The following is a 20,145-nucleotide window of genomic DNA, read 5'->3' as shown; positions in this document are numbered from 1 at the left end:
TAATGTAACTACATTCTTTTGTTATGAAGAGAAGAAATGTAATAATAAATAGAATTGAACTATTTGATGGAAGGTGAGAGCATGCGTTTACTTGTAGTAGAAGATAATGCTTCGTTATTAGAGTCTATCTTACAAATTTTACGTGATGAATTTGAAGTAGATACGGCAATAAATGGAGAAGATGGATTGTTTTTAGCTCTTCAAAATATATATGATGCAATTTTGCTGGATGTGATGATGCCAGGGATGGACGGATTTGAAGTGATTCAAAAAATACGAGATGAAAAGATTGAAACACCAGTCCTGTTTTTGACAGCGAGAGATTCTTTAGAAGATCGGGTGAAGGGATTGGACTTTGGTGGAGATGACTATATTGTTAAGCCATTTCAGGCCCCTGAATTAAAAGCGAGAATTCGTGCTTTACTACGCAGAAGTGGTAGTTTAACAACGCAGCAAACGATTCGCTATAAAGGCATTGAATTGTTCGGAAAAGATAAAGATGTTCAAGTAGATGGAAAAGGTATGAAGTTATCATTAAAACAATATGAGCTTCTAGAGTACCTTGTTCAAAATAGCGGAAAGATTTTAATGCGTGAACAAATTTTTGATCGCGTCTGGGGATTTGATTCAGATACGACAGTAGCGATTGTAGAAGTGTATGTACATCATTTACGTAAAAAATTAGAGCCATTCGGTTATCAGAAAGATATTCAAACCGTTCGAGGTATTGGATACATATTAAAAGAACAATGAAAAAGGGAAGCATGTTTCAGAAGACGCGCATTCGATTGACTATAATAAATTCGTTAGTATTTATCATTTTGATAGGCGTATTAGGCAGTATTATTTATTCGTACACATACAAGCGTATTTATAGTGAAGTAGATCAATCTATAAAAATGATAGCTCAGTATAGAGAAAAATTAGATGTTAAAGTACCACCAAGAAAACGCATGGAGAATATCCAAATTGGAGATCCGCGAGTAACTAGAATAACTTGGAATGGGAAAATAGTGAAAATAGAGGGCGATAACCGTAAATTCCGTTCTATTTTTGAAGAGAATTTGGAAAGTTTTTCTCCCGAAAAATTAGAGGAGTTACAAGATATTGAAGTACAAGGACGATATTTTAGAGCATTTTCGCTTCAAAAAGATGGAGAAATAGTTCAAATCGTGCGAGATATAACAGCGGAAGAAGGAATGTTAAATACTTTATTTTTAATTCTCGTTATAGGTTGTAGCATAGGAAGCCTCTGTGCGATAGGTATTGGCTTTTTCCTAGCTGGTAGAGCACTTGTACCTATTCAAAGTTCATGGGAGAAACAGCAACAATTCGTTTCTGATGCATCACATGAACTCAGGACACCACTTGCAGTTATTCAATCAAAAACGGATGTTTTATTCCAGTCACCATCCGCTACGATAGAAGAAAAAGCGATGGATATTTCTACAATTTCAAAAGAATGTAGGCGGTTATCGAAACTCGTTAGTAATTTATTATTGCTAGCACGTTCTGATTCTAATCAAATTGAGATGGATAAGAAAACATTTGAACTTGATAAATTGTTAGAAGAAATAGTAGCTCCATATAAAGAGATTGCTTCTTATCAAGAAAAAGAAATGATGCTAAAAGTAGAACGTGGTGTATCTTTTATGGGGGATAGAGAGCGGATTCATCAAATGATGGTCATACTGTTAGATAATGCGATGAAGTATACAAACGAAGGTGGGCATATTCAAATTGATTGCACGCAAACGAGTAGTTCAATTCGCATACAGGTGAAAGATGACGGGATAGGAGTGAAAGAAGAAGATATTCCGAAATTATTTGATCGTTTTTATCAAGGGGATAAAGCAAGAAGTACGTCAGAAGGAGCTGGATTAGGTCTTTCAATCGCAAATTGGATTGTAGAAAAGCATTACGGAAAAATATCAGTAGAGAGCAAATGGGGAGATGGCACTTGTTTTGAAGTGATTTTCCCTAAAAATCAAAAAATATAAGTAAGAAGACGACCTTGTTTTTACAAGGTCGTCTTTTTTTAAGGGAAAGTTAAGAAACTATTTATATTATGTATGGCATAAAGAAAGTTCGTTACATGAAGAAGAGATTAGGTGTATGTGAGTGGGGTTTATCAATCATAATGTTATCTCAAGCAGCGATGAGATGTATGTATAGTATTAAAAAAACTAGGGGAATGATGGGAAAGAAAGTATAAGAGGGAGGAATTAATTTTGAAAAAGAAAATGATGACGGTATTCACTATTGGAGTAATGAGTTTAAGTATATTAGGGGGTGCCTCTCCTTCTGAAACACAAAAAGGAAAGACAGATTACACGCAGCGCAGTAAAGAACAATTGAACAATGGTAAGATACATGCAGTGCATACAGAAGAAAAAGCAGAGAAACTAGGTATTGAAACGGAAGGAAAAGAACAAATTACACTAGAAAAAGAAATTCATGAAACAGAAGTAGGAAGGGAAGCAGAGCAGTTAGGCATATCGATTGAAGGAAAAGATGTTGGGATGCTGTCAGAAGAAATCTATGAAACAAAAGTAAAGCAAGAAGCGTTAAAGCTAGGTATATCTATAGAGAATACATCAATTGTAGATTTAATTACTCAAATTAATGCGATTAAAATTAAAGATGAAGCAGATAAATTAGGTATTTCGACAGATGGAAAAGAAATCGAAGACATCGCGGAAGAAATCTACGGAAAGAAAGTAAGAGAAGAAGCAGGAAAGTTAGATATTTCTCAAAAAGGAAAAGAAATTGAAGAGTTAGCACAAGAAGTGTACGAACAAAAAGTACAAGAAGAAGCAAAAAAACATCATATTGATTTGTATGGTAAAGATATATATCAAATATTAAGAGAAATTAATGAACAAAAGGTGCTACAAATGGCAGATGAGCTTAATATGGATAAAATGAATATGAATATTCAAGAGTTAGCGGAAAAGATAAAAAAAGATCAGCCTGAAAAAGGAAAAGAACTAAATTTTGTACCGATGGTACGAACGGATGCTGACGCATTTTATTCTTATTTAACGAATTAATAAGGGTGTGAAAGCGATAAGAAAATTGAAGTGGTATATATGTACAGCTTTACTAGGTGCAGCAATATGGAGTGTATATACAAATGGAATTTCAAAGTATGTAGAGAAGTTAACATTCTCAAATATACAAAGAGGAAAAGAAACGGAGTTTAGTAATAACGATGAAAAAGTCATCTTATCAAATGTTCCCTTAATTCAGCAGTTACCAGAATTGGATAGAGGCTGTGAAGTGACGAGCTTAGCGATGATGTTACAATACGCTGGTGTTTCAGTGGATAAGATGACATTAGCAAATGAAATAAAAAAAGTTGATTTTATAGACGATGGTGTGCGCGGGAATCCGAATGAAGGATTTGTAGGTAATATTTATACATTTTCTGAATCGGGATATGGTGTATATCATGGGCCACTTTTTCAGTTAGCGGAAAAATATTTACCTAATAAAGCTGTAGACTTAACAGGGAAGAATATAGAAGAAATTTATAAGAGTATAAAAGCAGGGCAACCTGTAGTCATGATCACAAATGCAACATTTGCACCATTAGATGCAGATGAATTTACTACATGGGAAACAAATAGTGGAGATGTTTCTATTACGTATAATGAACATTGTGTTGTACTTATTGGATATGATCAGGAATCTGTATATATTCGAGATCCACTTGAGGATAGCTTAGATGTAAAAGTACCGAGAGAAACCTTTGAACAGGCATGGGTACAAATGGGAAGTCAGGCAATTAGTTATGTAAAGAGCGCCAAATAAATTAGGACGAAGAGTTTTAGTAATATGACTATAAGGCGAAGGGTAAAGATTTGAGGGTTATAAGAGAAGTTTTGTAGAGTAGAAGCTGTTAAGAAATGAGAGAACTTTAGTATATATAATGCTAAAGTTCTCTCATTTTTATGATTAAAATACGTATAAGGAGTGAATATGCAAAAATGCATAATTGACGAAAAAATTACATGTTATCATTATATATTGTTTTATATATGTTAATTGTATAAAATGACACAAGTATCCACATTACATAAAGGAGGCTTATTATGCAAAAAATATTTAACTGGGTTAAATGTATGAGTATCAATAAAAAATTAATCATTTCATTTTTTATTATTTTAACTATACCAGGAATTATTATCGGTGGTGTTTCATATCAAACTGCCAAAACAAATTTTGAGCATCAAATGACAGATAAAGCAAAGGAGAATATTTCGATTTTAAATACTGTTATTTCTCAAAATATAGAAGAGAAATTTGTTGATGCGACGTACTTTGCAGACATCTTAACAGAGGATACATATCTAAATGGACAAGAAGAAATAGTAAGAACGAAGTTAGCACAATATATAAAGCTTCATCCAGAAGTAGAAGGTATTTATATTGGAACAGAGACGGGAAAGTTTATAAGAGAACCATTTATTCAAATGGCTGATGGGTATAATCCAACAGATAGATCTTGGTATAAAGAAGCACATGAAAATAAAGGGAAAGTAATTGTTACTGCGCCATATCAGTCAGCATCTACAAAAAATATGGTAGTGACGATTGCGAAAGAAGTAAAAGATGGTAAAGGTGTTATAGGAATTAATTTAAATTTAGATAACATCTTAAAAATTTCCAAAATGATTAACATTGGTGAAAAAGGTTATGCAGTTATTTTAGATCAAAATAAGCAAATTGTTAGTCATCCATCTAGAAAACCAGGTGCAAAAGTTACTGATCCTTGGATTAAACCAATTTATGAAGATAAACAAGGAAATGTGTCTTATACAGAACAAGATGATAAAAAGAATTTAATCTTTGCAACAAATGAGAAAACGGGCTGGAAAGTAGTTGGAGTTATGTTTGATGAAGAAATTACCCAAGCTGCGAATCCAGTATTTTACAAGACTTTTATTGTTATTGCTATCGCTATTGCATTTGGTAGTGTATTAATTTATTTCATTACAAAGTCTATTACAAGGCCATTACGAAAAATAGCCGAATCGGCATATAAAATTAGTAAGGGAGATTTAACAGAGAAAATTACAATCCATTCCAAGGATGACATAGGGAAATTAGGGAATTCATTTAATGAAATGTCTACGTCTTTACAAGATGTTATTACCCAAATTAGCTTTTCAGCAGAACATGTTGCAGCATCGGCAGAAGAGTTAACAGCGAGCGTACAGCAAGCAAATGCTGCGACAGATCAAATTACAATTGCAATGGAACAAGTATCAGGTGGGGCCGAATCACAAAGTCAAGGTGTTGAAGAAGGTGCGGCTACATTGCAACAAGTGAATACAGCAATTCAAGATGTAACTGGAAGCGCAGAGTCAATTTCTATTTCCTCATTACATGCGCGAGAAAGAGCTGAAGAGGGAGAAGATTTAGTTGAACAAACCGCAAAACAAATGCAATCTATTTCTAGATCGGTATCCGAGTCAGATGCTATTATTAAACTTCTTGATGAGAAATCAAAGCAGGTAGGAGCTATTTCTGAAGCAATTCAAAACATCGCTACTCAAACAAACTTATTAGCTTTGAATGCGGCTATTGAAGCAGCAAGAGCAGGTGAACAGGGACGAGGATTTGCTATTGTAGCAGATGAGGTTAGAAAATTAGCAGAGCAATCAGGAGAGTCATCTGGAGAGATTGCAAATTTAATCGCAGAAATTAAGGCGGATATTGAACATACTGTTAAGGCAATGGATAATGTGAATGGAGAAGTTCAACAAGGCCTTGATGTTGTAACAAAAACGAAAGTAAGTTTTACGGAAATTTTAAGTTCTACTACACATATTGTTTCTCAAGTTAATCAAATGGTAGAAACAACGAAGAGAATTGCTGGAGATGCAAATGAAGTGACAAATGCTATTGATGAAATTGCAGCTGCTGCAGAAGAAAATACAGCTAGTATGCAAAGTGTTGCAGCTTCAACAGAAGAACAGGTTAATTCCATGGAAGAAATTAGTTCAGCTTCGCAAAACTTAGCTGAGATGGCCGAAGAACTACAAGCGATGACTAGTAAATTTAAAGTATAATAATAGCAGATAAGTAAGGTGAAAATAATATCACCTTACTTATTTTTCTATTCAGCAATTAGGGGAGTCATTAACGGGATGAAAAAAAGAAAAAGACTATGGAATTTATGGAAAACGATTACATTGTTAGTTTGTACAGTTGTAATTTTTTCTTTACTTGTGACAGATATATTAATTAGTCATAATGTGGAACGGACGACGGAAGATAGCCAATCAGAGAAGGCAAAAACAATTGCACACATCGTGGCGAATGATTCGATTGTAATCGATGGTTTGGTTGGGAAAGCAGATACCTCTGCAATCCAAACGTATACAAATAGGATATTAAAAAACACAGGTGTTCAATTTATTGTAGTTATGGACATGGATGGAATAAGAAAATCTCATCCAGATCCTCAAAAAATAGGTCATCATTTTATTGGCGGGGATGAAGGGCCTGTATTGAAAGGAAAAGAACATGTATCGTTAGCAGAAGGAACTTTAGGTATTTCCATGCGAGTGTTTGTACCAATATTTTCTGAAACAGGTGAACAACTTGGAGCAGTGGCTGTTGGTATTTCAGCAGATAATGTAAAAGAGAGAGTTAAGGAAAGTAGACATATCATTTATATTGGTGTCGGAGTTGGTGTATTAGTCGGAATTATAGGAGCAATATTGCTAGCTAGACATATAAAGAAAAGTTTATTCGGTCTTGAGCCGCACAGGATAGCAAAAATTCTTGAAGAAAGAAATACGATGCTACAATCTGTAAAGGAAGGTATTATTGCTGTAGATAAAGAGGCTAGAGTAACGTTAATTAATAATGAAGCGAAACGTCTATTTAAAAAAAGCGGACTTGAAGAAGATTTTATCGGTAAAGATGTTGAGTTGTATATGCCAAATTCACGTATAAAAGAAGTATTGCAAACGGGAGAAGTACAATTAAACGAAGAACAAAATATTTACGGAATTACGATTGTGACGAATCGAGTTCCTTTATATGTAAAAGGAGAAATAGTTGGTGCAATTGCAACATTTCGTGATAAAACAGAGATTAGAAAACTAGCAGAGGAACTAACTGGTATTAGACTATATGCAGAAGCATTACGGGCACAATCTCATGAGTTTATGAATAAGATGCATGTCGTATTAGGGCTTACACATATGAAACAGTATGAAGAATTACAGAAGTATATAAGCGGCATGGTATCAGAGCATCAATATGAAATTGGTGGAGTTATGAAAAGAATAAAAAGTCCAGTATTTGCTGGTTTTTTACTCGGTAAGCTCAGCTATGCTAGAGAGAAAAATATAAAATTAATTATAAGTGAAGATTCTTATATGCCGGAAATAGATGATGAAAGTATTATCCATGAACTTATTACGATTGTTGGAAATTTAATTGATAATGCATTAGAGGCAGTTACGAATTGTGAACAGAAGCAAGTTGAAGTTAAGATACAACAAGGGGATATATTAACTATTACAGTGCAAGATACGGGAAAAGGTATACAAGAAAAAGAAATAGAGGAATTATTTACGAAAGGTTATTCCACAAAGGGAGATAACCGCGGTTATGGTTTGTATCTTGTAAAAGAAAGTATACAGCGAATAAATGGGGAAATTCATATGCATTCATTAGTAGGAAAGGGAACAACGATAACAATTGAAATACCTAAAGGTAGGGATGAGAGGCAAATATGATTAAAGTTTTAATTGTAGAAGATGACCCGATGGTAGCGATGTTAAATACGCATTATTTAGAGCAAGTAGGAGGGTTTGAACTTGTTCAAGCAGTTAACTCAGTAAAGTCGGCGATAGAAATATTAGAGAAATCACAAGTAGATTTAGTATTACTTGATATTTTTATGCCTGAAGAGACTGGGTTTGAGCTTTTAATGTATATCCGGAACCAAGAAAAAGAAATCGATATTATGATGATTTCAGCTGTACATGATATGGGGAGTATAAAAAAAGCATTACAATATGGCGTAGTAGATTATTTAATTAAACCATTTACATTTGAACGATTTAAAGAGGCATTAACTATATATCGAGAAAAACTTACTTTCATGAAAGAACAACAAAAAATTAGTCAATCGGAATTAGATTCGTTAATTTTACAAAAAGAAAAAAGGGAGCCTACTGTCACGAAAGAGCTTCCGAAAGGGTTAACGAAGCAAACGTTGCAATTAATTTGGCAGAAGATCGAGTCGTTGAATGGAAGAGTGTTTACAACAGATGAAATGGCACAATTAGTTGGAATTTCAAGAGTTTCTATTCGAAAATATGTAATGTTTTTGACTGACATTGGAGTGTTAGAAAACGAAATGATGTACCAACATGTGGGCAGACCTGTAAGTAAATTAAGATGTGTTGATCAAAAGAAAATAGAGTTTTACGTATAAGCGACTTAATATAAGTCGCTTATACTTTTTTTAATTACAAAATCAATTACAAAACTTACAAAAACTATTTTTACTATTGAAAGCGTTTTAATATTGTTATTAAGAAAACGAGGGGGTGCCATATGGGAATTCAAAAGAATGTGGAAGCGGTATCATTTTCTGAAGGAAATGAAGTACAAAGAGAATCTTTCGCTTCTAAAATTATGAATGTAAAAATCGGTGTTATACCTTTACCGTTATATGTAGTATTGGCTGCTATTATTTATGGGGCATCTGTATATAATAAATTGCCAGCAGATATGATTGGTGGATTTGCAGTTATTATGATCATGGGGATTTTCTTAGGCGATATTGGGATGAGAATTCCAATTTTAAAAAATATCGGCGGTCCAGCAATACTTTCGTTATTTATTCCATCATTACTTGTATTTTTTAACTGGATGAATCCAGCTTCAATGGAAGCTGCGACTATGTTAATGAAAAAATCGAACTTTTTATATTTATATATTTCTTGTTTAGTAGTCGGAAGTATTTTAGGAATGAACCGTAAAGTGTTAGTACAAGGTTTCGTTCGCATGTTTATTCCTTTAGTAGTAGGGACGTTAGCTTCTGTAGCAGTAGGGTTATTGGTCGGTTCATTATTTGGATTTGAAATGAAGCACACATTCTTCTTTATCATCGTACCAATTGTGAGTGGTGGTATCGGGGAAGGGATTTTACCATTGTCGCTAGCTTATAGTGATATTTTAAATGAATCATCAGCGACGTTTGTATCACAGCTTATTCCAGCAGCTATTATTGGAAATATGTTCGCAATTGTAAGTGCAGGGTATATGAAGCGTTTAGGTGAGAAGAAACCGGAGCTTAGTGGTAACGGTGTATTAGTGAAAACAGACAATCAAGCAGAATTATTAAAAGAACAAAATACAGAGAAGCCAATTGACTTCTCATTAATGGGAGCAGGTTTATTAATTGCGTGTACGTTCTTCATCTTTGGAGGATTTGCTTCTAAGTTCATCGGTATTCCTGGGGCAATCATTATGATTTTTTCAGCAGCACTTGTGAAATACTTTAAATTAATGCCAGCAAAAATGGAGCAAGGAGCATTCCATTTATATAAATTTATTTCGAAGAATTTAACTTGGCCTTTAATGGTTGGATTAGGATTGCTATATATTCCTTTAAAAGACGTAGCAGCAGTTCTTTCAGTAGGATATGTTGTTGTGTGCGCATCGGTTGTTCTTACAATGGTAGCATCAGGTTTTCTTGTAGGGAAAGTGATGAAGATGTATCCAGTTGAATCGGCGATTGTAACTGGATGTCATAGCGGTTTAGGCGGAACTGGAGATGTTGCTATTTTATCGGCTTCAAATCGTATGGAATTAATGCCGTTCGCGCAAATTTCAACTCGTTTAGGCGGGGCGGCAATGGTTGTAACGGCGACAATATTATTAAAAATGTTTTCATGATCAAACAAGCTAGCTATATTCGTATAGCTAGCTTGTCAAATTAAGGGGAGATTATAAGTATGTTAGCAAATCAAATTAATGAAAGATCATTGTTATTGCATAAAGAATTAGTAGGGAAAATTGAAATTACAAGTAAAGTGGAGGTAAATTCAGCGGATGATTTAAGCCTGACGTATACACCAGGTGTAGCGGAGTCGTGTAAAGCGATTGCGGCAGATGAAGAAACAGTGTATGACTATACAGCACGTGGCAATATGGTGGCAGTTGTTTCAGATGGAACAGCGGTACTCGGTTTAGGAAACATTGGACCGAAAGCCGCTATGCCTGTTATGGAAGGAAAAAGTATTTTGTTTAAGAAGTTTGCGAATGTAGATGCTTTCCCATTATGTTTAGGCACAACGGATGTAGATGAAATCGTTACCCTTGTAAAAAATTTAGAGCCTACATTTGCAGGGATTAATTTAGAAGATATTGCAGCACCGCGTTGTTTTGAAATTGAAAAACGATTAAAAGAAGAAACGAATATTCCTGTATTCCATGATGATCAACATGGAACAGCTATTGTCGTTTTAGCAGCTGTTATTAATGCATTAAAAGTTGTTAGCAAACAAATGGATAATGTGAAAATCGTTATTAACGGTGCGGGTTCGGCAGGAATTGCAATTGGAAAATTATTATTAAAGGCTGGTGCAAAGCACATTACGCTAGTTAGCCTAGAAGGTATTGTTTGTGAAGGTGAAACATGGATGAACGAAGCACAAATTGAAGTTTCAAAAAAGACAAATCGTGAACATGTGCGTGGAACGTTAAAAGAAGCAATTCACCAAGCTGATATTTTTATTGGCGTATCTGCTCCTAACGTATTAACGAAAGAACTTGTACAGACGATGAATGAGAAAGCAATTGTGTTTGCAATGGCGAATCCAATTCCAGAAATCTTCCCTGAGGATGCATTAGAGGCTGGGGCAGCTGTAGTAGGAACTGGACGCTCGGATTATGCGAATCAAGTAAATAATGTATTGGCGTTTCCCGGAATATTCCGCGGTGCGTTAGATGTGCGCGCAACTGATATTACAGAAGAGATGAAATTAGCGGCAGCATATGGGATCGCTAACATCATTACTGATGAAGAACGTAATGCGAATTATGTAATCCCGAATCCATTAGATAAAAGAGTTGTTCCAAGTGTTGCAGAAGCAGTAGCGAAAGCAGCTATTGATTCAGGCGTGGCACAAATTACGAAAATACCACGTTATTAATAGCGAAAAGCAGTGCCTAAAAGGCACTGCTTTTTTGAGATAAGAAATCAAAATAATGAAGAAGTGTAGAATTATTTATGTTTCTTCACTATTTATTTAATTCCATTGCAACTTGTTTACCATTCACTAAAACCTTAGTTACTGCTACGATCACTTCTATCATTTTTTTCATCTCTCATCTCTCCTCGTTTCATTTCTTACTTTAAGTATAAGAGAAGAGAGATAATTCAACTATCGAAGTACATGACGTAGAAATTACATTGTTGTAAGAAAGTGGCTTATTTTTGTCACTTTACTCAGCGGTGATTACAAACTGATTATAATATTTTTCATTCACATATATATTTAATAACCATAATCCAGATGAAGGTAGTGACATAGCGAGAGGGAGTTCGCTTGTAGTAGAATCGATTGTATTTGAAGTAGTCCAAGTTTGTTTGGAAGTTTCTTTTTGAAAGAGTACTGGTGTTGGAGTTACAGATCCTTGTTTTAGCGCAATAATAGACAATTTTCCAGTTGGTATTTCAGAATCTAGAAAGTACCACATTATTTCATTTTGTTCATTTGCGATAATAGGACTATCAGCCATTGCGACTTTACCTTCGATGCCTTTTAAAGGTATTTTTCCGTCTATGAATGAGGGTGCTTCTTCCCAATTTACATCTTTTAAAACACTAAGGTGAAAGAAGGAAGGTGCGTTCACTTGAGTGGATGACGTTGCTATTACGTCTTTTTTTTGTTCTTTTGAATCCGGTTGCGTTTGTGTGCATCCAGTGATGAGGAAGGAGAGAAGTAGCATAGTTCCGATTTTTTTCATGGTGCCACACTCCTAGTTTTTATTGTTAGTGTAATTGTATTTGCTAGAAGGCGGGACAATTCCTTTAAAGTATAAAAAGAGGTCGTAAGTTTTGTACGACCTCTTTTGACATTTTTATCCCGTAAAAGCCCGATTGGTGTAGGTTAATAATTAGTGGGAGATAGTCCCCACTAATTAAAATTTCATTTTATATTTGTTCCGTTGTATAGGTTGGTTCGGTTTCTTTTTGAGGCATCGTCAAAAAAATAACGGACAGAACGATACATACGCCGCCTAATAATTGATATGTTCCAAAAGATTCATTTAGCCAAGTGATTGAAACGATGGCAGCTACAAGGGGTTCAATGCTAGATAAAATGCTTGTTTCTGTTGCTGCTAAATATTTAAGACTACCGATATATAGAAGGAAAGAAAGGGTACCACTAATAATGATAAGAATAAGCATAGAAAAAGTTTTTAGTGTAAGGGTTTGTGAAAATTGATTCCACCCGAATGAACGATTATAAATAAGTAGTGCAATTCCTCCGATTAACATCCCCCAACCAATTACTACAGTTGTCCCGCATTCTTTAATGAGAGAAGCCGGATGAAGGGTATAAAATGCAAATCCGATTGCTGTTAATAGTCCAAAAATAATAGCTTCTTTGGATAAAACAATATTTTCAATTGAGCCATTTGTAATAATAAAGTATGTTCCTATTAGCGCGGCTATAATTGCGAATAGTTGCATGGAAGCAGGGAATTTTCTTTGTTCAAATGCAACATACATGGTAATAAGAACAGGACCTAGAAATTGAAATAGCGTTGCTGTGACTGCATTACTAATATGAACCGTTTCGATAAAGGCGTATTGCGCACCGAGCATGCCGAGAATAGAAAAAATAATAAGTTGTATAGAATATCTAGGGTGCTTCCAAATTTGAAATATGTTTTGTTTCTTTATAAGTAAGAAAGACAAAATAAATATTCCTGCAAGCAACAATCGAATTGTTAAAAAATCAATTGAGGATACATTAGTATGCTGAAATAGCCACTGAATCATTGGACCAGATAATCCCCATAATGTAGCCCCTGTAATAATCATAATAAGTCCGATACGTCTACCATTGTTCATTATCATGTTTCTCCTCTCCGGTATTTGATTTTTTATGTGTGACATGATAAAAGGAATTATATATAAAATCTGGTACTGTAAAAAGTATCAGATTTTAGTTTTATTAAGGGGTCAGATATTATGTTAGAATTAACGCCTAATTTAAATATGAATAGTAAAAAGGCATTGTATGTGCAATTGTATGAGTATATAAAAAAAGAGATTAAACATGGATCGATTGTCCCTTTTACGAAATTACCTGCTAAGCGAAAGTTAGCGATACATTTACAAGTAAGTAAAAATACAGTAGAGGCAGCGTACGAACAATTACTTGCAGAAGGTTATATTGAGTCGATATCGAGAAAAGGCTATTTTGTATGCAAAATTGAGCAAATGGCTCATGTAGAGGATAGCGGAGATAGAATAGAAGAAGTACCGTTTCAGGAGAAGAGTTATAAATTTGATTTTACACAAACAGGAATTGATACAAATGCTTTTCCATTCAATATGTATCGGAAAATTGTAAATGAAATATGGCAGCCGCATAATAACGAACTTCTCTTTCTAGGACACCCTCAAGGAGAAGCGAGCTTAAGAGAAGAGATTACGAATTATTTGTATGAATCTAGAGGTGTACGTTGTTCAGCTAGTCAAATTGTATTAGGAGCGGGAACACAAATATTAGTGAAACTATTGTTTCAATTGTTAAAGGGAAGCAATTATGCAGTTGAAAACCCAGGGTATCATAGAAAGATGGTTGTTTTTGAACAGGGAGAAGCAAGAGTCCAAATGTTATCTTTAGATAGAGATGGAATTTGTATTGCAGATTTAGAAAATAGCAATGCGAATGTTGTATTTGTTACACCTTCCCATCAGTTTCCATATGGAATGATTATGCCTATTACGAGAAGGATGCAGCTTTTACAATGGGCAAAGAAAGAAGAGAGCAGGTATATTATTGAAGATGATTACGATAGTGAATTTCGCTATTCTGGAAAGCCTATACCGGCGCTGCAAGGGTTAGATACAGAGGGGAAAGTTATTTATATGGGGACGCTATCTAAAGCATTATTGCCATCGCTACGGATGAGCTATATGGTGTTGCCGAAGAAATTAATTAAAAAGTATCAACAGCAATATTTATTTTATACACAAAGTGTTTCAAGAATGGACCAAGAAGTGATTAGAAGATTTTTAAATGAAGGCTATTGGGAAAAACATATTCATAAAATGCGTGTCGTCTACCGAAAGAAGAGAGATCGACTTGTTTTTGAAATAGAGAAGTATTTCTCTAATCGTGTTGAAGTGATAGGAGAAGATTCGGGATTACACATTTTATTAAAAGTGCATAATGGAATGCGGGAAGAAGAATTAATTCAAGAAGCTGCGAAACATAGTATCAAAATATATCCTGTGTCTACGTACTATAAAGACGGTACGGCGCCTGAGAATGTAGTTTTACTTGGGTTTGCGATATTATCAGAGGGTGAGATTGCGAAAGCGATTCAATTATTACACACGGCATGGTTTACAAGAAAGTAAAAAACATCCTCCAAACATGAGGATGTTTTTTATTATTTATTTTCATCTAAGAATAAGACCATATGCTCTTCGTCCCAATATTGTCCGTTATATTTTAATGAACGTTCTTGTACACCGAATGTTTTAAAACCTAATGATTCATAAAGTTTTTTCGCTCCATCGTTGCCAACAACAACATCAAGCATAACTTGTTCTACTTCTAAAGATTTAGCAAGCTCAAGACATTCTTTAATAAGTGCTTTTCCTGCTCCAAGTCCGCGTGCTTTTGGAGATACATATACAGAACCGATTTTAGCTTTATGTTCTTGTTTTACATATGGTTTCGTTTCCAGTGTTGCAACCCCGATTAATTTTCCATCTTTAAATGCACCTAGCGTATAGTTTTCGTCTTGTGCTAATTTTTGTGCTTTATATTCAATCGCACACTCTTTATTAATAATATCTTCATAAGAAGAGCTGAATGCTTCAGGGTTTTGCTTTAATCCTTCTACGCGAAGTTCTAAGTAAATTTCTGCTTCGTCTTTTGTTAATACATGGATATCCAATTATATCACCCTCCAAATCTTTGCAAATGTACCTTTATTTTATATTGAAATAAGAATAATTTCAAAAGCTTAGCTTATATGAGCTGTTGTTATGAACAAAATAACACCAGTAGTGTTTACTACTACTGGTGTTTTCACACGCATATTATTCAAAAGGTAGCTCGATTATAAAGTTTGTTCCCGCTCCTAATTGGCTTGTTACTAGAATAGAACCGTTATGCAATTCTACAATTTCTTTTGCAACAGCTAGCCCGATGCCTTTTCCGCCTGTAGCTCGTGTTCTGGATTTATCAACACGATAAAAACGGTCAAAAATATGCGGGATATCTTCTTCAGGAATACCTTCACCTTCATCTTGTACACTTATTGTAAAAGAATCTGTTTCCATGAGTACACGTATCGTAATAGATGTGTTTTCTGGCGAATGTTGATAAGCGTTGTGTAATAAATTTAACATAACTTGTTCGATACGTCTTTCGTCTATGCAAACTTCTAAATCATCTTTGCAATATACATGAAGTTGCATTTGCTTATTTGTTAATGTTGTTTTTGTTTTTTCAACCATTCGTTCTAAAAATGGCTGAAGAAGCACTTTTTGTTTTTTTATAACAAATTGGTGTTGTTCTAATTGTACAAGCATAAATAAATCTTGGACGAGATCGGTTACACTATCCGTTTCATCCTCAATAATTTGTAAGTATTCTTCTCGCTCCTCTTTTGTTAAAGAGTCTCTCTTTGCTACCTTCGCATAACCTTTCATATAGGTCAATGGAGTTAATAGTTCATGAGCGACACTAGCGAGAAATTCATTGCGCTCTTTTTTCATATACGTAAGTTCACTCGATAAATCTTCAATTGTTTTTGCTAAACTTCCGAGTTCATCATTTCGTTTAATACCTAATTGAATTGGCTTGTTTAATTTTGACATTTTTTCTGTCGCTCTCTTCATTTTTACAAGTGGTTCTGTAATAACGCGTGAAAAAACAAAGACAGAAATTGTTGTTAAAATAATTGTTAAAACGCTAATGATAAGAAATTGGTTCATGAGTTTAAGTAACATATTTTCTAGGAAAGATGTTTTTAATAACATATATAGCTTTCCTTGAAACTTTGTTGTGTTAAGTGGGCTTACTGTTGTGATGAACTTTGATTTTTTCCAGTTCCTTTCAACGACCAATCCGCCATCTGGGACAGTTTCTGTTTTACAAGTAAGTTGTTTTTGCATATCTTTTGTTACGGGTTCTGAGGTGGAAATAATTTTGCCGTTATGGTCAGTAATAATGATAGCTATATCGGAGTTAGAAATTGATTCCGATTCAACTAAGTGTGCAGCCTCATTCGTAATATCGAACTCAGGGTACACAGGACGTTTAGGATTTTTATTATGTTCAGCGTGTTTCATTTCTTTATAATATTCATCCCGTCTCTCGCGGCTTTTAATTTTTTTACTATAGCGATTACCTTTCTCTAAAAGAGCATCTGTTTCCTCTACAATACGCATTTTTGAAAGGCTTTTATAAAAAGATACGAAAGCAATTGTTTCAATACATAAAGCTAATATTAAAAAGTATGTCCCAATTTTAAGGGAAAGTTTACTCATTTTTTCACCATACCTTATTCATAATAAAGAGTCAGTGGTATACGATTTCCCACTGACCGAAGTAATTATTCACTTTTCCATTTATATCCGACTTTATAGACCGTTTCTAGGTAATCTTCAATAGGAAATCCTTTTTTGCGTAGTTTATCACGGATATTACGAATGTGTGAATCAATTGTTCTATATTCGATATCTGTTTCATAGCCCCAAATTTTTTCGATTAAATCATCTCGGCTATAAGCACGGTTTGTATTTTGTAAAAATAGTCCGAGTAACGAAAATTCGATAGGAGTTAATGAGATTTTTTCATCATAAACTGTGACAGTATGTTTCGTTTTATCCCACTCAATACCATTGAAACTAACAAAGCCATCTTTTTTTGTACGGCGTAATATAGCCTCGATTCGTGCGACTAATACATGCTCATCAAATGGTTTTGTAATATAATCATCTGCGCCCATCGTGAGGCCTTTCACCATATCGTAGTTTTGGTTGCGAGCTGTTAACATAATGATAGGAACGTTGGAAATTTGACGAATTTGATAGCAAGTATCCCATCCATCCATACTTGGCATCATAACATCTAATAAAATAATATCGAATTCTTTTTGTTCGATTAATTTTAGTGCTTCAAGGCCAGAGGTAGCTTTCATACAAAAATAGCCGCGAGGGCTTAAGAACAGATCTAATAATCGTAACATACGTTCTTCATCGTCTACTAATAAAATTTTTACCATAATCTTGTGCACCCCAAACTGTTCATTCTACTTGTATAGTTTACATGAAAATAATAAAAAACTCTTTTTATGTGATTGAATGGAGGGCTGATTTTTTCGCTCAGAGTAATTGACATAAAAAATGCACTAGTTTTGCACAACTATTTTTTATAATAGAAAACGTAGCGACACAAAATACCCTATGTTGCGACATAACGTCATGTCATTTTATTTATAAAATGACAATTCCATTCTATTGTGTATGTGAGATAGAGAGGGTTTTCGTATTCACCTCGCATCGGATAAGAAAAATTTCCTATCTCACACTTTTTTTAAAAGGAGATCATACACATGAATTCAAAAGAAGAAATTTCAAAAAAAGAAAAGCAAGATCGTAATACGGTTGTCATGTGCGTTGCCGTATCTATGGTTATTATTATAAGTTGCGTAAATAAAATTTTGGGGATTTTATAATATAAAAAAAGCTGATTGCTTCTTAAGAAGCAATCAGCTTTTTTCATTGTTAGGGGGAGTGTTCATATAATAAACCAAGGTAAAATTGCTAATCCAGAAGTTACAATTGTTGTAGTAAATATTAAAAGCATAGCTCGTTTGTTTTGTTTCATGTCACATTCTCCTCTACATATCAAGTACATGCGATCAGCGTGGGATGTAGTTCCCCACTGAGTAAAGTTTCACTTTATATTTTTAGTATAATGAATGGAAAGGTTTGGTACGATCGATAAAGGTGACATGAAGATTACATTGTTGTAATGAAAAAACATCTTTCTTATTAAGAAAGATGTTTTTGGAAAACTCCCCCACTGAGTAAAGTTTCACCTTATATTGAAGTATTAATCATTTAAGAACAGAACCATATGTTCCTCGTCCCAATATTGACCGTTATGTTTTAATGAACGCTCTTGTACGCCGTAAGTTTGGAAACCTAATGACTCATATAATTTTTTTGCTGCATCGTTACCAACTACAACATCGAGCATAAGTTGTTCTACATGTAATTTATCGGCATTTTCAATAATTGCTTTAATTAGAGCTCGTCCTGCTCCAAGGCCACGCGCTTTTGGGGAAACAAAAACGGAGCCAATTTTTGCTTTATGTTCTTGTTTAATGAAAGGCTTTGTTTCTAAAGTAGCGATACCAATTAAATCGTTATCTTTGAAGACCCCTAGAGTATACTTATCCGGATTGCTTAATCGTTTTGCCATAGCAGCTACAGGATCCTCATGTTTAAGAACATCTTCATAAGAAGAGCTAAAAGCTTCCGGGTTCTTCGTTAAACCTTCTATACAAACTTTTAAATATATTTCTGCGTCCTCTGTCGTTAATAAGCGAATTTCCATCGTTGTAACCTCCTTGGTCGATTTTAAATAAAATAAATCCATTGCTTTTATAAGAATGTGTATGCGTTTTGTTAGCAGTCTCTTTTAATTTGTAAAAGAATGAAAAGATATATGCTACAATGTTTTGTTTTTTAATATGTAATGAAATTATATATTAACTTTATTAACTATTCAAGTGTTTAATATGTTACATTTTTATAACTAAAATAACTCCTCGATTGAGGAGTTATTTTTTAAACATTGGATTGATAGCCATCAATTCGTTTTGGATGTGTGTAAATATTACAAGAGTCATTTCTAATAAACCCTACGACTGTAATGCCTAAATCATGGGCAAGTTGCAATGCTAGTTTTGTTGGGGCAGATTTAGATAGAACAATTTCACATCCGATTTTTGAAACTTTGAGTAAAATTTCAGATGAAATACGTCCGCTAAATGCGATAATTTTTCCTTTAACAGATATATCATTGCGTAAACAATGACCGTATATTTTGTCTAATGCATTATGTCTTCCGATATCCATTCTTGATAGAAGGATATTATTTCGATCACATAGCGCGGTATTGTGAACACCACCAGTTTGGCGAAAGGTAGTGGAAGATTGTTGTAACGTATTCATTAAGTAAAAACATTCTTCAGGAGTAATTTTTACATGTATATCATGTAAGTCTTTTGCTTTTGCCGCATCGTTTACGAAAATAAAACCTTGTCTACCTTTTCCACAGCAAGAAGTGACGTATCGTTTATTATATAAAGTTTGATAGAGCGGATTCACTTTTGATGATTTTACATGGACAATTCCGTTATCTTTTTGAACCCATAGTTCTTCAACATCGTTATAGGAAGAAATAATCCCCTCAGAAATTAAAAAACCAATTACCATATCTTCAATATAATTTGGTGTGCATACGACTGTTACATATTCTTCACCATTCAATTTAATAGTAATAGGAGATTCTGTAACAATCTCATCAAGTTGTTTTGAAAATGTACCAGATTGATAACGTACAATTGTATAAGTCTCTTGCGTAGGCCCCATATTTAATTCCCCTTTTATATGTATTTCTCTCCCACATTTATCATAAAACAATGGGAAAAATAAAAACACCTATTAACAAGAAGATCACAGATTATTTTGGTTATTATTGTATATGTACGATATAATAGAACTGTAGAATAGTGATATTTTCAAGCTTTCGTAGTTATACCTTATAACATCTAGAATCGACTTCATAAGAAAGTATTTGGGTAGAGCGTTTCAAAAATATGTACAGT

The 20,145-nt window shown here is 34.1% G+C and carries 18 protein-coding genes and 1 pseudogene; 12 read left to right on the top strand and 7 right to left on the bottom strand.

Going from position 1 to position 20,145, the window contains the following annotated elements; translation table 11 throughout:
• The first annotated feature begins 81 nt into the window (after positions 1–81).
• The 10 genes and pseudogenes from ACUN13_RS23535 (at position 82) to ACUN13_RS23490 (ending at position 11,195) form a co-directional block, all read left to right on the top strand.
• Positions 82–753: a response regulator transcription factor gene (locus ACUN13_RS23535; RefSeq protein WP_001238607.1), complete on the top strand. Its 672-nt coding sequence runs from the start codon at positions 82–84 to the stop codon at positions 751–753.
• A complete protein-coding gene (locus tag ACUN13_RS23530) occupies positions 750–2,000 on the top strand; it encodes a sensor histidine kinase (protein ID WP_080016811.1) in 1,251 nt (416 codons plus the stop codon). Before ACUN13_RS23535 ends, ACUN13_RS23530 begins: the two co-directional genes overlap by 4 nt.
• Before the next feature lie 231 nt (positions 2,001–2,231).
• The gene (locus ACUN13_RS23525; RefSeq protein WP_000728585.1) at positions 2,232–3,053 is read left to right on the top strand and encodes a hypothetical protein; all 822 of its coding nucleotides are present in this window, start codon (positions 2,232–2,234) and stop codon (positions 3,051–3,053) included.
• Positions 3,054–3,060: 7 nt separating this feature from the next.
• The gene (locus ACUN13_RS23520) at positions 3,061–3,816 is read left to right on the top strand and encodes a C39 family peptidase (RefSeq protein ID WP_088345240.1); all 756 of its coding nucleotides are present in this window, start codon (positions 3,061–3,063) and stop codon (positions 3,814–3,816) included.
• 281 nt (positions 3,817–4,097) lie between these two features.
• Positions 4,098–5,141 (top strand): annotated as a pseudogene (locus ACUN13_RS23515) (HAMP domain-containing protein); the annotation flags it as partial.
• Positions 5,133–6,080, top strand: coding sequence for a methyl-accepting chemotaxis protein (locus tag ACUN13_RS23510; protein WP_440049166.1), 948 nt, complete (start codon positions 5,133–5,135; stop codon positions 6,078–6,080). The pseudogene ACUN13_RS23515 and the gene ACUN13_RS23510, both read left to right, overlap by 9 nt.
• Before the next feature lie 78 nt (positions 6,081–6,158).
• The gene (locus tag ACUN13_RS23505) at positions 6,159–7,763 is read left to right on the top strand and encodes a sensor histidine kinase (RefSeq protein ID WP_088345244.1); all 1,605 of its coding nucleotides are present in this window, start codon (positions 6,159–6,161) and stop codon (positions 7,761–7,763) included.
• Positions 7,760–8,467, top strand: coding sequence for a response regulator (locus ACUN13_RS23500; protein ID WP_088345246.1), 708 nt, complete (start codon positions 7,760–7,762; stop codon positions 8,465–8,467). The genes ACUN13_RS23505 and ACUN13_RS23500 overlap by 4 nt, the downstream gene beginning before the upstream one ends.
• Before the next feature lie 122 nt (positions 8,468–8,589).
• Positions 8,590–9,936 carry a 2-hydroxycarboxylate transporter family protein gene (locus tag ACUN13_RS23495; RefSeq protein ID WP_000512722.1) on the top strand — a complete coding sequence of 449 codons (1,347 nt, stop codon included), beginning with the start codon at positions 8,590–8,592 and terminating at the stop codon, positions 9,934–9,936.
• 59 nt (positions 9,937–9,995) lie between these two features.
• Positions 9,996–11,195 carry an NAD(P)-dependent malic enzyme gene (locus ACUN13_RS23490; RefSeq protein WP_000880780.1) on the top strand — a complete coding sequence of 400 codons (1,200 nt, stop codon included), beginning with the start codon at positions 9,996–9,998 and terminating at the stop codon, positions 11,193–11,195.
• A gap of 292 nt (positions 11,196–11,487) precedes the next feature.
• On the opposite strand, the gene ACUN13_RS23485 is transcribed toward ACUN13_RS23490, so the two are convergent.
• Positions 11,488–12,012: a DUF4871 domain-containing protein gene (locus ACUN13_RS23485; protein WP_006925045.1), complete on the bottom strand. Its 525-nt coding sequence runs from the start codon at positions 12,010–12,012 to the stop codon at positions 11,488–11,490.
• Between the two features lie 187 nt (positions 12,013–12,199).
• Entirely contained in the window at positions 12,200–13,126 is a 927-nt protein-coding gene (locus tag ACUN13_RS23480) for a DMT family transporter (RefSeq protein ID WP_001059054.1), read from the bottom strand.
• Between the two features lie 120 nt (positions 13,127–13,246).
• On the opposite strand from ACUN13_RS23480, the gene pdxR reads away from it, so the two are divergent.
• Positions 13,247–14,647 (top strand): MocR-like pyridoxine biosynthesis transcription factor PdxR, encoded by a 1,401-nt coding sequence (pdxR, locus tag ACUN13_RS23475; RefSeq protein ID WP_088345248.1) that lies wholly within the window; start codon positions 13,247–13,249, stop codon positions 14,645–14,647.
• 32 nt (positions 14,648–14,679) lie between these two features.
• Here pdxR and ACUN13_RS23470 read toward each other — a convergent pair whose 3' ends face one another.
• From ACUN13_RS23470 to ACUN13_RS23460, 3 genes are all read right to left on the bottom strand, one after another.
• Positions 14,680–15,192 (bottom strand): GNAT family N-acetyltransferase, encoded by a 513-nt coding sequence (locus ACUN13_RS23470; protein ID WP_000351212.1) that lies wholly within the window; start codon positions 15,190–15,192, stop codon positions 14,680–14,682.
• Positions 15,193–15,337: 145 nt separating this feature from the next.
• Complete coding sequence (locus ACUN13_RS23465) at positions 15,338–16,792, bottom strand: ATP-binding protein (protein ID WP_088345250.1); 1,455 nt, start codon at positions 16,790–16,792, stop codon at positions 15,338–15,340.
• A gap of 65 nt (positions 16,793–16,857) precedes the next feature.
• Positions 16,858–17,529, bottom strand: a complete 672-nt coding sequence (locus ACUN13_RS23460) for a response regulator transcription factor (RefSeq protein WP_000238957.1) — start codon at positions 17,527–17,529, stop codon at positions 16,858–16,860.
• Between the two features lie 330 nt (positions 17,530–17,859).
• On the opposite strand from ACUN13_RS23460, the gene ACUN13_RS23455 reads away from it, so the two are divergent.
• Positions 17,860–17,982 (top strand): hypothetical protein, encoded by a 123-nt coding sequence (locus ACUN13_RS23455; RefSeq protein ID WP_001085006.1) that lies wholly within the window; start codon positions 17,860–17,862, stop codon positions 17,980–17,982.
• 380 nt (positions 17,983–18,362) lie between these two features.
• On the opposite strand, the gene ACUN13_RS23450 is transcribed toward ACUN13_RS23455, so the two are convergent.
• Together ACUN13_RS23450 and fdhD are read right to left on the bottom strand one after the other, a co-directional pair.
• Positions 18,363–18,869 carry a GNAT family N-acetyltransferase gene (locus ACUN13_RS23450; RefSeq protein WP_088345252.1) on the bottom strand — a complete coding sequence of 169 codons (507 nt, stop codon included), beginning with the start codon at positions 18,867–18,869 and terminating at the stop codon, positions 18,363–18,365.
• A gap of 233 nt (positions 18,870–19,102) precedes the next feature.
• Positions 19,103–19,909 carry a formate dehydrogenase accessory sulfurtransferase FdhD gene (gene fdhD / locus ACUN13_RS23445; protein WP_000529241.1) on the bottom strand — a complete coding sequence of 269 codons (807 nt, stop codon included), beginning with the start codon at positions 19,907–19,909 and terminating at the stop codon, positions 19,103–19,105.
• Positions 19,910–20,145 lie beyond the last annotated feature (236 nt).

The organism is Bacillus cereus group sp. Bce041 (genome assembly GCF_052646455.1).
The sequence above is the reverse complement of the archived record's forward strand: the minus strand, read 5'-3'. Positions and strand labels throughout refer to the sequence as shown.